Raw genomic sequence first — 12,805 nt, 5'->3', positions numbered from 1 at the left:
TCAGCCCCGCGCCGCCAGTGCGGCCACCCGCTCCACCCCGAAGACGTACCCCTGCACCCCGCAGCCCGCGATGACGCCGTCGGCGCGCTGCGAGACGTACGAGTGGTGCCGGAAGGACTCCCGCTGGTGGATGTTGGAGATGTGGACCTCCACCACCGGCATGCCGTCACAGGCGTTGAGCGCGTCCAGGATGGCGACGGACGTGTGGGAGTAGGCGGCGGGGTTGATGACGATGCCCACGTGGTGCTCGCGCGCCTCGTGGATCCAGTCCACCAGTTCGCCCTCGTGGTTGGACTGCCTGAGGTCGACCGTCCCGCCGTGCGCCGCGGCCGCCTCGGCGCACCGGGCCTCGACGTCGGCGAGCGTGTCGGTGTCGTAGATCTCCGGCTGCCGCTTGCCCAGGAGGTTCAGGTTGGGCCCGTTCAGGATCATGATCGGGGCGGTGGCGAGGGTGTGGGGCACAGGGTCCTCCGTGCGTCGGGCTGCTGCTCACAGACGGTCTATCACGGCGCGTCACAGGCTGTTCGGCATGGTGCGCCCCCGGCTTCCGCGCGGTGCGTCACGGGTCTCCGAAGGGCGCGTCGCAGGCTTTGGCCGCACTGCGTCCCCAGGACCCGTGGTGGCGCATGACGGGCCTTTTATCGCGGTGCGGGTGCCGGGCGGCCCGACGTACGCTGCCGGGCATGACGCCGTCCCGGGAGCCGCCCCGCTACCCCCCGAAGCCCCGGCCGGGCGACCGCGTGGCGGTCGTCTCGCCGTCCTCCGGACTGCCGGAACTCTTCCCGCTGCCCTTCGACCTGGGACTCGCGCGCCTTCAGGGACAGTTCCACCTGGAGCCGGTGGAGTACCCGACGACGCGCAAGAGGGGCTCCTCGCCGCGCGAGCGGGCGCAGGACCTGCACTCCGCGTTCGCCGACCCGACGGTGAAGGCCGTCATCGCGAGCATCGGGGGCGACGACCTGATCACCGTGCTGCCGTTCCTGGACCGCGAGTTGATCCGCGCCAACCCGAAGCCGTTCTTCGGGTTCAGCGACAACACCGTCCTGCACGCCTTCCTGTGGCAGACGGGCATCGTCAGCTTCCACGGCGCCTCCGTGATGAGCGAGCTGGGACGCCCGGGGGCCATGGCCCGGCAGACCGCCGACTCCCTTCGGGCCGCCCTCTTCGTACCGGGTCCCTACGAAGTGGTCCCTGCCGACCGCTTCCGCGTCATGGACGTCCCTTGGGACGACCCGGACACGTTCCTCGCCGAGCCGACGACCGAGCCGGGCGAGGGCTGGACCTGGCACCTGCCCGAGGGCGCCGAGCGGGTCGTGGAGGGGCGCACCTGGGGTGGCAGTCTGGAGGTCCTGTCGTGGCTCCTGATGGCGGACCGCGAGATCGCCCCCGACCCGGCCGCGTACGACGGTCATGTGCTCTTCCTGGAGACGTCCGAGGAACTGCCCTCCGCCGACGCGGTGTTCCGGATCCTGCGCGCCCTGGGCGAGCGCGGGCTCCTCGCCCGCTTCGACGCGCTCCTCATGGGCCGCGCGAAGAGCTGGAGCTTCGACCGGCCCCACCCTCCGGAGGAGCGGATCCGCTACGCGCGCGAACAGCGCGAGGCGGTGCTCCGGGCGCTCGACGCGTACGCCCCGGACACCATGGCGGTCTTCGACGTGGACCTGGGGCACACGGATCCCCAGTACGTGATCCCCTACGGGGGCGTCGTGCGGGTGGACGGCTCGCAGAGGCGCATCACGGTCACGTACTGAAGCGCTTCCCGTAACCGCCCCGCACGGCGGGGTGTTGACGGAACGTGCACACCAGTGACTCTCCGTCAACACCCCGGGTGGGGGCCGCACCGTCGCTGCCGCGACTCGCCGCCGCCTCGCTCGCGGGGACCGCCATCGAGTTCTACGACTTCTTCGTCTACGGCACCGCGGCCGCGCTCGTGCTCGGGCCGCTGTTCTTCCCGACGTTCTCCCCCGTGGCGGGCACGCTCGCCGCATTCGCGACGTTCGGCGTCGGCTTCGTCGCCCGGCCGCTGGGGTCCGTCGTCTTCGGGCACGTCGGCGACCGGCACGGACGGCGGCCCGTCCTGGTGATCTCCCTGCTCATGACGGGCCTCGCCACCGTCGCCGTCGGCTGCGTACCGACGTACGAGTCGATCGGTGCCGCCGCTCCCCTGCTGCTGCTCGTCCTGCGGTTCGTGCAGGGCGTGGGGCTTGGCGGCGAGTGGGGCGGGGCGGTGCTCCTGGCGGCCGAGCACGCGCCCGCCGAGCGGCGCGGGCTGTGGGCGAGCTTTCCGCAGATCGGCCCCGCGATCGGGTTCCTGTTCGCCAACGGCATCACCCTGGGGCTCTCGGTGACGCTCACGGAGGCGCAGTTCGCCTCCTGGGGGTGGCGGATTCCGTTCTGGGTGGCCGGGCTGCTCGCGGCGGCCGGGCTCGCGCTGCGCGCCTCCCTGGAGGAGAGCCCGGACTTCCTCGGCGTGCGCGAGCCCGCGCGCGTGCCGCTCGCCGAGGTGGCGCGCGGCCACTGGCGCCTCGTCCTGCTCACGGCGGGCGCCCTCGCGGTCGGGTACGCGGTGTTCTACGCCGTGACGACGTGGTCGCTGGCCTACGGTGTGGAGCGGCTCGGTGTGAGCCGCACGGTGATGCTGGCGTGCGTGATGGCGGCCGTCGTCGTCATGGGGGCGCTGACGCCCGTGTCGGCGCACCTGGGCGACCGCTACGGGCGGCGTCCGCTGTGTCTGCTCGGGTGCGCGGCGATCGCCCTGTGGATGTTCCCGATGGTGGCGCTCCTGGCGACGGGCGAGCCGCTGCTGATGTTCCTCGGCTTCCTGGTGGCCCTGATCGCGTTCACGACCATGTTCGGGGTGGTCGCGGCCTATCTGCCGGAGCTGTACGAGCCCCGGGTGCGCTGCACGGGGGCCGCGGTGGGCTACAACCTCGCCGGGGTGCTCGGCGGCGCCCTGACGCCGCTCGTGGCGACGGCGGCGGCCCGCGGCGCGGGCACGCCCTGGGGCGTGGCGGCGTATCTGACGGCCGTGGCGGTGCTGAGCCTCGGCTGCTTCGCGCTGCTGCCGGAGACGCGGCCTGCGGGCCGGGCGGTGCCGGTCACCGGGTGACGGGCACCGCCCCGCCTCTCACGGGTTCATGGCCAGCTCCAGATAGGCCGCGAAGAGCACCAGGTGGACGCCGCCCTGGAGGAGCGTGGCCCGGCCCGGCACGACGGTGAGCGTGCTGACGCCGACCGTGAGCAGGAGCAGCACCATGTGGGTCGAGCTGAGCCCGAGCACGAGCGGCCCGGTCAGCCACACGGAGGCGATGGCGACGGCCGGGATGGTCAGGCCGATGCTGGCCATCGCCGAGCCGAGGGCCAGGTTCAGGCTGGTCTGCACGCGGTTGCGGCGGGCGGCGCGCACGGCCGCGATGGTCTCCGGGAGCAGCACGAGCAGGGCGATGATCACGCCGACGACGGCGTGCGGCAGGCCCGCGGACTCCACGCCCGACTCGATGGTCGGCGACACGCCCTTGGCGAGGCCGACGACGCCGACCAGGGCGAGCGCGAGCAGCCCGAGGCTGATCAGGGCGGTGCGGGCGGAGGGGCCCTCGGCGTGGTCGTCGGTGTCGAGGACGTTGCCGTCCTTGGTGACCGGCAGGAAGTAGTCGCGGTGGCGCACGGTCTGGGTCGCCACGAACAGGCCGTACAGGACGAGTGAGGCCAGGGCCGCGAAGGTGAGCTGCGAGGTGGAGAACTCCGGGCCCGGCTTGGACGTCGTGAACGTCGGCAGGACCAGGCTGAGCGTGGCCAGCGTGGCGACCGTCGCGAGGGCCGCCCCGGTGCCCTCGGGGTTGAAGACGGCGACGCGGTGGCGCAGGGCCGCGGTGAGCAGACAGAGTCCCACTATGCCGTTGCAGGTGATCATCACGGCGGCGAAGACGGTGTCGCGCGCCAGGGTGGAGCTCTTGTCGCCGCCATCGGCCATCAGGGTGACGATCAGGGCCACCTCGATGATCGTCACGGCGACGGCGAGGACCAGGGAGCCGAACGGTTCGCCCACGCGGTGCGCGATGACCTCGGCGTGGTGCACCGCGGCGAGCACGGCCCCCGCGAGGACCACCGTCACCAGGGCGACGATGCCGCCGGGCAGTTCCCGCCCCCACGTGCAGGCGAGCAGGACGACTCCGAGAACGGGCACTGCTGCCGTCCATCGCGAGGCGATGGTCCGGAGTCTAGGGATCATGCCTTCGATGCTGCCCCGCGCGCGGGAGGGCCGCGACTCCATGCGTTCCTCTCTATGCGGAAGCGGTGCACAGTCGAGGACTGTGCACCGCTTCCGGTGGTTCGTTCCGGCGGTACCCGCTCCCTACGGAGAGGGGCACCTTCGTACTGCCTCTCTACGGAGAGGGCGGTTACGCCTCGATGCTGTCCTTCTGGGCGTCGTCCTTGCCGGTCTCCGCGGCGGCCGCATCGCGCTCCTGCTGCTTCTTGGAGGCCATGAGGCTGGTGATCGTCGTGATGACCAGGACACCGCAGATGACGCCGAGCGAGACCGGGATGGAGATCTCGGGGACGTGCACCCCGTTCTCGTGCAGGGCGTGCAGGACGAGCTTCACGCCGATGAAGCCGAGGATCACCGACAGGCCGTAGCTGAGGTGGACCAGCTTCCGCAGGAGACCGCCGATGAGGAAGTACAGCTGGCGCAGACCCATCAGGGCGAAGGCGTTGGCGGTGAAGACGATGTACGGGTCCTGGGTGAGGCCGAAGATCGCCGGGATGGAGTCCATCGCGAACAGCACGTCGGTGGTGCCGATGGCGAGCATGACGACCATGAGGGGCGTCATGATGCGCTTGCCGTTCTTCCGGACGAACAGCTTCGTGCCCTCGTACCGGTCCGAGACGCCGAACTTCTTCTCGATGGACTTCAGGAGGCGGTTCTCCTCCCAGTCCTCTTCCTCCTCGTCGGCGCGCGCCTCCTGGATGAGCTTCCAGGCGGTGTAGATCAGGAAGGCGCCGAAGATGTAGAAGACCCAGGAGAAGTTGGCGATGACCGCGGCGCCGGCGGCGATGAAGATCGCTCGCAGGACCAGCGCGATCAGCACGCCGAACAGCAGCACGCGCTGCTGGAGGTGGGAGGGCACCGAGAACTTCGCCATGATCAGGATGAAGACGAAGAGGTTGTCGACGCTCAGCGACTTCTCGGTGATGAAGCCCGCGAAGAACTCACCCGAGGCCTGCGTCTCGCCCGCGATCAGCAGGCCGAGCCCGAAGAGCGCGGCGAGCACGATCCAGACGATCGTCCAGATTCCGGCTTCCTTGATCGACACATCGTGCGGCTTGCGCCCGATGAAGAAGTCGACCGCGATCAGGGCACACAGACCGAGAACGGTCGTTACCCACAGGGTCATTGAAACGTCCACTGCGCCTCCGGCGTCGTACGGCTACTGATCAGCGTCGTCGCTGCCGGAGGTCTCTTCCACCCGGGCGCCCTCGGCGCCTGGCGGGCCGACGCCCCGGGACCGATGGCGGTCCGTATTGACGGGCACGTCGCGTAGGGAGTACTCCCCTCCGCACACAGAAGCCTACGCGAAAGACCAAGGTTTGGTAAAGGCCACGGCAAACAGTCGCCAAATGGCGAGGTCAGAGATGTTCGTGGTCACTTAGTCGACATGCGGATCACTCGTCAGGAGCGCGCTGGTGCCTCACCGGTCGGGTGATGAGGGGCTCTCGGCGCGGCCGCCCGGAGGGGGCCGCCGCGCCTGGGCGGGAGGGCTCAGCGGCTGCCCGTGCGCCGGGCCGTGCCCACGCCCTCCAGGACGTGCTGGAGGACCTCGCTGCCGGTGGGTGCCAGCGGCGGCTCGTACGTCCACGCGTGGCCCACCCAGGGGTCGGCGAGGTGGTCGTCGGGCACCGGGGTCAGCCGCAGGAGCGCGCGCCACAGCGGGTCGAGCAGCGGGCCGTACTCCCGGGCGTCCTCGCGGTCGGCGACCATCATCAGGTGGACGCCGACGGCCGGGCCCTCGTCGGCCAGATAGCGCAGCTGGGTCACGGCACGGTCGTCGAAGCCGTGCGGGAAGTCATGGACCACCAGGAGGTGCTCGCCGGTGTCGAGATCCGGCGGCAGGGACGAGGTGACGCCGCCGCGGACGGCCATCTGCAGCAGGTCCACCCGCTGGGTGAGCCGGGTGAGGACCGCGCCGGTGCCCGCGGCGCCGGAGGCGGGCGGCTCGTCGAGGGCCCCGGAGGCCACGAGCGGGGCGAACGCACTCGCGCCGGTGCCCGCCGGGTCGATGACGTGCACGGTGAACTCACCGGGCGGATAGACGGCCAGCAGGCGCGCGGCGTGCGCGACGGCGCTGTCCAGGGCGAGGCGGCGCAGGGAGTCGGCGTCCGCGAGCGAGTCGGTGCCCGAGCGGCCGCTGTCGATCCACAGGCCGCGCTCCAGGGGCAGCCGCACCAGCATGGGGATGCGCAGGTCAGGGCGCTCGGGCAGATGGAGTCCGCCGAGGCGCACGGCCATGGGGATCTCCATGGGGGCGCGGTAGGCGTGCCAGACGGGGCTCGACCAGTCGGCGAAGGCCGGGGGCAGCGCGGGCTCCACGACGTCCGCCTCGGCGGCGAGCTGGGCCAGGTCGCGGTCGAGCGCGGCCCTGGCCTGGTCCACGAGGTCACCGTGCTTGGCGCGGGCGGTCTCGCGCGCGGCGTCGCCCGCGCCGCCGATGCGGCTGCGCGGGTCGGAGAGGACCTTGTCGAGCTCCTGCTCCCTGCGCGAGTCGGCGAAGTCGACGGCGCTGCGGTAGGCCGCCGTGGTGCGGGCCAGGTCCTCGAACATGCCCCACACCTGGTTGTACAGGCGCTCCTCCAGGGACCAGCCAGTGGCGTCGCCCGCGACGGGCTGCGCGGGCTGCCCGGGTGTGGCGGCCGGCACGGCGGGCGGGGGCGGCGGGGGCGCGCTGGTCTGGCGGCGGGGGTGGGTGTAGTCGACGGAGCCGCCGTCGCCGGGCTGGACCGGGGCGCCCTCGCCCGGCGCGGGCGGGCCCGGCTGTGGTGGGGCGGGCGGGACGGGGTGGGGGACGGCGGGGTCGCCCTGCGGGGCGGGCGAGCCGGCGCCGGGCGCCGTGTGGCCCTGGGCGGCGGCCCGCACCCGGGCCTCGTCCGCCGGGCGGGGCGGGGGCGCGGCGACGGAGCGGGCGAGGCCCTGGGCCACCGCTTCGTTGATGGTCGCCGCGAGGTCCTGGGCCTGGGGCAGGCCCTGGTCGGTGAGCATCTCGGCGAGGCCGCCCGCGTAGCCCTGGCCGACGGCGCGCACCTTCCAGGCACCCTGCCTGCGGTACAGCTCCAGGGCGACGACGGCAGATTCGGCGGTGAGGTCCGTGAGGGTGTAGCTGGCGATCTCGGTGCCGTCGAGGCCGGTGACGGCGACGAACGGCGCGGCGACGGCACCGAAGCTGGCCGGGCCCGCGACGCCGACGGGCAGCGCCAGCAGGACGTTGACCTGGTGGGCGTCGTCCGGCAGCGCGTCGAGGTCGACGGCGAGGCGGTGGTCGGCCGCGGCCTGCCGGGACACCTCGAGGCCCGGCAGGGTGGGCGCTCCGGGGTGGGCGACCCAGGAGGTGCCGCGCACCTTGCGCCGGTCGTCGCTGAGCGTGGCGCCGGCGACGACCGGTTGGGCGGCCGACACCCGGACCTCTAGGCGGGTGCCGGGAAGCGGGTGGTTCTGCCCCCTGACCAGCTCGGCCGTCATCGCGTTCGTTCCCCCTTGTCGGCCCCCTCACCGGGCCTTCGTACGTGCGGACCGCCGTCCGGGGACGGCCGGGTCGGGCGCTACAGGTGCGGCAGGATCGCCGGCATCAGGTCCTGGAAGGTGCGGCCGTTGGCCGGGCTGCCGAGGGCCGTCATCTGCCAGCCGGTGCCCGCGCGGTGGACCTTGGCCATGATCTGGGCGGTGTACTGGCCGCCGCCGTCCAGGGTGTAGCGGGCGAGCTCCTGTCCGTTGGTCTCGTCGACCAGGCGGCAGAAGGCGTTCTGCACCTCCTGGAACGTCTGGCCGGTGAAGGAGTTCACCGTGAAGATGATCTGGTCGATGTGGACCGGGACCCGCTGGAGGTCGACGAGGATGGCCTCGTCGTCGCCGCCCTGGCCGACGCCGCCGACCAGATTGTCCCCGGTGTGCCGCACGGAGCCGTCGTCGCTGACGAGGTGGCGGAAGAACACCACGTCCACGGGCTGCTTGTCGGCGAACAGGACGGCGGACGCGTCCAGGTCGATCTCACGCGTGCGGGTGCCGAACAGGCCGCGCCGCGGGGCGGCCTTCCAGCCGAGGCCCATGCGCACCGCGGTCAGGGCGCCCCCGTCGTTCTTCTGCAGGCTGATGGCCTGGCCCTTGGTCATGTTGACCGTCACGCGCTGTCCCCTTCTCGAACTCCCCAGGGCGGCCGCCGCCTTCCGGCGGCCGCCCCATCACCCTATGCAGCGGTGTCCAGCGCGCCGCAGCTCGGTCCGCACATTGTGTCGGTGTTGCAACACACCGCGACGTCCGGACCGTTCTCCGCTATGCCAGGCCCGCCTCCTTCATCTGCCGCAGTTCCTTCTTCATCTCCGACACCTCGTCGCGCAGCCGCGCGGCGATCTCGAACTGGAGGTCCGCGGCGGCGGCGCGCATCCGCTCGGTCATCTCCTCGATCTGCGCGGCCAGCTCGGTGGCGGGCTTGTCCGTGGGCACCTGCTTGTCCTTGGCGGACTTCTTCCCCGCCTTGGCGGGCGCCCCGGCGGCCGCCTTGCCGAGCGAGGGCACCGGGGCCTTGGCGCCCTTGCCGTCCTTCGCCTTGCGGTAGTTCGTGCCGAGGAGCTGCTCGGTGTCGACCTCCTCACGCGCGATCGACGACACGATGTCGTTGATCTTCTTGCGGAGGGGCTGCGGGTCGATGCCCCGCTCCTTGTTGTACGCGATCTGCTTCTCCCGGCGGCGGTTGGTCTCGTCGATGGCCTTCTCCATCGCCGGGGTGATCTTGTCGGCGTACATATGGACCTGACCGGAGACGTTGCGCGCGGCGCGGCCGATGGTCTGGATCAGCGAGGTGCCGGAGCGCAGGAAGCCCTCCTTGTCGGCGTCGAGGATCGCCACCAGGGAGACCTCGGGCAGGTCGAGGCCCTCGCGCAGGAGGTTGATGCCGACCAGGACGTCGTACTCGCCGGCCCGCAGCTCGCGCAGGAGCTCGACGCGGCGCAGGGTGTCGACGTCGCTGTGCAGATAGCGGACCTGGATGCCCAGTTCGAGGAAGTAGTCCGTGAGGTCCTCGGCCATCTTCTTGGTGAGGGTGGTGACGAGGACGCGCTCGTCCTTCTCGGTGCGCTTGCGGATCTCGTGCACCAGGTCGTCGATCTGCCCCTCGGTGGACTTGACGACGACCTCCGGGTCGACGAGTCCGGTGGGGCGGATGATCTGCTCCACGTGCCCGTCCGAGCGGGACAGCTCGTACGCGCCCGGGGTCGCCGACAGATAGACGGTCTGCCCGATGCGCTCCTGGAACTCCTCCCACTTCAGGGGGCGGTTGTCCAGCGCGGAGGGGAGCCGGAAGCCGTGGTCGACGAGGGTGCGCTTGCGGGAGGCGTCGCCCTCGTACATGGCGCCGATCTGGGGGACGGTGACGTGCGACTCGTCGAGGACGAGCAGGAAGTCGTCCGGGAAGTAGTCGAGCAGGGTGTGCGGCGGGGTGCCGGGGTCGCGGCCGTCGAAGTGCATCGAGTAGTTCTCGACGCCGGAGCAGGAGCCGATCTGGCGGAGCATCTCCAGGTCGTACGTCGTGCGCATGCGCAGACGCTGGGCCTCCAGCATCTTGCCCTGCTTCTCCAGCTCCGCGAGGCGCTCGGCGAGCTCCTTCTCGATGCCGTCGACCGCCTTCGCCATGCGCTCGGGGCCCGCCACGTAGTGCGAGGCCGGGAAGACGTAGAGGTGGTCGTCGTCGCTGATGACCTCGCCGGTGAGCGGGTGGAGCGTGGACAGCGCCTCGATCTCGTCGCCGAACATCTCGATGCGCACGGCCAGTTCCTCGTAGACCGGGAAGATCTCGATGGTGTCGCCGCGGACGCGGAACGTGCCCCGGGTGAAGGCGAGGTCGTTGCGCGTGTACTGGATGTCGACGAAGCGGCGCAGGAGCTGGTCGCGGTCGATCTCCTCGCCGACCTTGAGCGGCACCATACGGTCGACGTACTCCTGCGGGGTGCCGAGGCCGTAGATGCAGGAGACGGAGGCGACCACGACGACGTCGCGGCGGGTGAGCAGCGAGTTCGTCGCGGAGTGGCGCAGGCGCTCCACCTCCTCGTTGATCGAGGAGTCCTTCTCGATGTACGTGTCCGACTGCGGGACGTACGCCTCGGGCTGGTAGTAGTCGTAGTAGGAGACGAAGTACTCCACCGCGTTGTTCGGCAGGAGCTCTCGGAACTCGTTCGCCAGCTGGGCGGCCAGGGTTTTGTTCGGCGCCATGACGAGGGTCGGGCGCTGGAGCTTCTCGATCATCCACGCGGTGGTGGCCGACTTGCCGGTGCCGGTCGCGCCGAGCAGGACGACATCCTTCTCACCTGCGCGGATGCGCTTCTCCAGCTCGGCAATGGCGGCCGGCTGGTCGCCACTGGGCTGGAACGGGCTGACGACCTCGAAAGGCGCCACCGTGCGTTCGATCTTCGATACGGGCCGCATGGGATCCACCGTACGACTCCGCACTGACAATGCCGCTTCCCGTCGGTGCGCTCACCACTTCTGTGGGGCGCGCGCCCCCGGCCTGCGGCGGCTCCTGCGGCCCGGCCGCCCCGGTGACCTGCGGCCGACGTGCCCGTACTGCCTCTCGCCCGAGCGCGGCACGGGATAGGAGGGGGTGCGTGGCCGCGCGGCGGCCTTCAGGTCGGCCTTGCCCAGCATCATCATCGGGTCGACCATCATGACCACGCCCGCGAGCAGCAGGAAGGCCAGCGGGCCGATCATGAGGGGCGCGAGCAGCTCGGCCGACGAGCCCCCGGGCGACGGGCTCGGGGTGCTGTGCAGGTGGACGCTGACGGCGGCCATGCCGGTGTAGTGCATGCCGCTGACGGCGAGGCCCATGACCAGGCTGGCGCCGAGGCTCCACAGGAAGCCCCGGACCTGTCCGGCGGCCCACAGCGCGGCGATGGCCGCGACCACGGCGATCACCACGGAGGCGGCGACGGTGAAGGTGTTGTACTGGAGCCTGCCGCCAAGGCGCATTCCGGCCATTCCCAGATAGTGCATCGACGCGATGCCCAGGCCGGTGATGGTGCCCCCGGTGAACAGGGCTGTCCCTTTGGCGCCCCGGTAGCCGACGATGAAGATCCCGACGCCGACCATGACGATGGCGACGGCGAGGCTGGCGAAGGTGGTCAGCCGGTCGTAGGTGATGGGGGTCTCCTTGACGGTGAATCCCATCATGGCGATGAAGTGCATGGTCCAGATGCCGGAGCCGATGGCGGCGGAGCCCAGGGCGAGCCAGCCCGGCCGCCAGGAGTGGGCGACGAGCAGCGATCTCGTGGTGCAGCGCAGTCCGAGCGCCCCGCCGAGACAGGCCATGAGGTAGGCGACCACGGGTGTGACGAGCCCGTAGCTGAAGCCGTCGACGGTGCCCTCCATGAGCGCCAGCCCTTCCGCCTGTCGTACGCCAATGTCCCGGAACACCCCGGCCGCCCCCGGTGCGACCGGCGGGTGACGGAGCGTCGGCTGAGGCGAGGGTAGGGCCCTTCCAGGAACGTACGAACGATTTTCCGGCAAAGAAACACGGCTTCCGCGCGCGGGGTCCCCACATGGGGGGTTGGTGTTCAGCCTGTGGCCATCCTGCACCTGTCCGTAGTTGGCCGTGCACTGTCACGCTCTCGGGGTCCCCCGAGCTCTACGCGAGGAGAAGCCGTGCCCGCACGCGCAGCCGCCGCCACGACCGCCGCCCTCCTGGGGGCGGGCGCCCTGGTACTCCCCTCCACCGCCGCCGCCGAGACACCCGCCCAGGAGACCCGCGTCCGGGCGGCCGCCGCGCACGACGAGCCGCTGGTCGTCGCCCACCGCGGGGCCTCCGCCTACGCCCCCGAGAACACCCTCGCCGCCATCGACAAGGCCGACGAGCTCGGCTTCCGCTGGGTCGAGAACGACGTGCAGCGCACCAAGGACGGCGTGCTCGTCGTCGTGCACGACGACAACCTGAAGCGGACGACGAACGTCGAGGAGGTCTTCCCCGACCGCGCCCCCTGGAAGGTCAAGGACTTCACCGCCCAGGAGATCGCGCAGCTCGACGCGGGCAGCTGGTTCAGCGCCAAGTACAAGGGCGCGCGCGTGCCGACCCTCACGCAGTACATGAACCGCCTCACGGAGAACGGCCAGCGGCTCGTCCTGGAGATCAAGAAGCCGGAGCTGTACCCCGGCATCGAGCGCGAGACCCTGCGGGTGCTGCGCGAGACGGGCTGGCTCGACCGCCACCACGTGAAGCACGAGCTGGTCGTCCAGAGCTTCAGCGCGGACAGCGTCCGGCAGGTGCACGCGCAGCGCCCGGACGTCAAGACCGGCTTCCTGGGGACGCCCGCCGTCGCCGAGCTACCGGCGTACGCGCGGTTCGCCGACCAGATCAACTCCACTCACACGTCCATCTCCGACGACTACGTGGGCGAGATCCAGGACCTCAAGGGCCCGCACGGCAAGCCGCTGGAGATCTTCACCTGGACCGTCGACGAGGCCGCGGCCGCGCGGCGGGTCGCGGACTTCGGAGTGAACGGCATCATCACCAACAAGCCCGACTTGGTGCGCGCGGCGCTCCGCGACTGACCGGGCGGC

General features: G+C 71.3%; 10 protein-coding genes. 3 read left to right on the top strand and 7 right to left on the bottom strand.

The features are described from left to right. On the bottom strand, nucleotides 1-462 hold the full coding sequence (gene aroQ, locus AC5WAM_RS31290) for a type II 3-dehydroquinate dehydratase (protein ID WP_495519585.1): 462 nt from the start codon (nucleotides 460-462) through the stop codon (nucleotides 1-3). Nucleotides 463-683: 221 nt separating this feature from the next. Here aroQ and AC5WAM_RS31285 point away from each other — a divergent pair, with 221 nt between their 5' ends. After that, the gene (locus AC5WAM_RS31285) at nucleotides 684-1,751 is read left to right on the top strand and encodes a S66 family peptidase (protein WP_495519584.1); all 1,068 of its coding nucleotides are present in this window, start codon (nucleotides 684-686) and stop codon (nucleotides 1,749-1,751) included. 95 nt (nucleotides 1,752-1,846) lie between these two features. Then, on the top strand, nucleotides 1,847-3,109 hold the full coding sequence (locus AC5WAM_RS31280) for an MFS transporter (RefSeq protein WP_495523680.1): 1,263 nt from the start codon (nucleotides 1,847-1,849) through the stop codon (nucleotides 3,107-3,109). 18 nt (nucleotides 3,110-3,127) lie between these two features. Here the strand turns inward: AC5WAM_RS31280 and AC5WAM_RS31275 are convergent, their stop codons facing one another. The 6 genes from AC5WAM_RS31275 to AC5WAM_RS31250 form a co-directional block, all read right to left on the bottom strand. Then, nucleotides 3,128-4,228 carry a calcium:cation antiporter gene (locus AC5WAM_RS31275; RefSeq protein ID WP_366790649.1) on the bottom strand — a complete coding sequence of 367 codons (1,101 nt, stop codon included), beginning with the start codon at nucleotides 4,226-4,228 and terminating at the stop codon, nucleotides 3,128-3,130. A 169-nt stretch (nucleotides 4,229-4,397) separates the two neighbouring features. After that, on the bottom strand, nucleotides 4,398-5,405 hold the full coding sequence (locus AC5WAM_RS31270; RefSeq protein ID WP_242716518.1) for a TerC family protein: 1,008 nt from the start codon (nucleotides 5,403-5,405) through the stop codon (nucleotides 4,398-4,400). Nucleotides 5,406-5,758: 353 nt separating this feature from the next. After that, complete coding sequence (locus AC5WAM_RS31265; protein WP_495519583.1) at nucleotides 5,759-7,729, bottom strand: TerD family protein; 1,971 nt, start codon at nucleotides 7,727-7,729, stop codon at nucleotides 5,759-5,761. Between the two features lie 80 nt (nucleotides 7,730-7,809). Further along, nucleotides 7,810-8,388, bottom strand: coding sequence for a TerD family protein (locus AC5WAM_RS31260; protein WP_172387537.1), 579 nt, complete (start codon nucleotides 8,386-8,388; stop codon nucleotides 7,810-7,812). A gap of 148 nt (nucleotides 8,389-8,536) precedes the next feature. After that, nucleotides 8,537-10,681, bottom strand: coding sequence for an excinuclease ABC subunit UvrB (gene uvrB, locus AC5WAM_RS31255; RefSeq protein WP_366790651.1), 2,145 nt, complete (start codon nucleotides 10,679-10,681; stop codon nucleotides 8,537-8,539). Nucleotides 10,682-10,732: 51 nt separating this feature from the next. Next, a complete protein-coding gene (locus tag AC5WAM_RS31250) occupies nucleotides 10,733-11,620 on the bottom strand; it encodes an MHYT domain-containing protein (protein WP_366790652.1) in 888 nt (295 codons plus the stop codon). A gap of 273 nt (nucleotides 11,621-11,893) precedes the next feature. Between AC5WAM_RS31250 and AC5WAM_RS31245 the strand changes: the two genes are divergently transcribed. Further along, nucleotides 11,894-12,796, top strand: coding sequence for a glycerophosphodiester phosphodiesterase (locus tag AC5WAM_RS31245; RefSeq protein WP_495519582.1), 903 nt, complete (start codon nucleotides 11,894-11,896; stop codon nucleotides 12,794-12,796). Nucleotides 12,797-12,805 lie beyond the last annotated feature (9 nt).

The organism is Streptomyces sp. JLYT201, assembly GCF_059448825.1.
This window is presented reverse-complemented; position numbering and strand designations above follow the sequence as displayed.

What these genes read in the sequence shown, in the direction of transcription:
- AC5WAM_RS31285 (WP_495519584.1), top strand. Translation starts at nt 684, where the DNA reads ATGACGCCGTCCCGGGAGCCGCCCCGCTACCCCCCGAAGCCCCGGCCG.
- AC5WAM_RS31275 (WP_366790649.1), bottom strand. Translation starts at nt 4,228, where the DNA reads ATGATCCCTAGACTCCGGACCATCGCCTCGCGATGGACGGCAGCAGTG.
- AC5WAM_RS31265 (WP_495519583.1), bottom strand. Translation starts at nt 7,729, where the DNA reads ATGACGGCCGAGCTGGTCAGGGGGCAGAACCACCCGCTTCCCGGCACC.
- uvrB (WP_366790651.1), bottom strand. Translation starts at nt 10,681, where the DNA reads ATGCGGCCCGTATCGAAGATCGAACGCACGGTGGCGCCTTTCGAGGTC.
- AC5WAM_RS31250 (WP_366790652.1), bottom strand. Translation starts at nt 11,620, where the DNA reads ATGGAGGGCACCGTCGACGGCTTCAGCTACGGGCTCGTCACACCCGTG.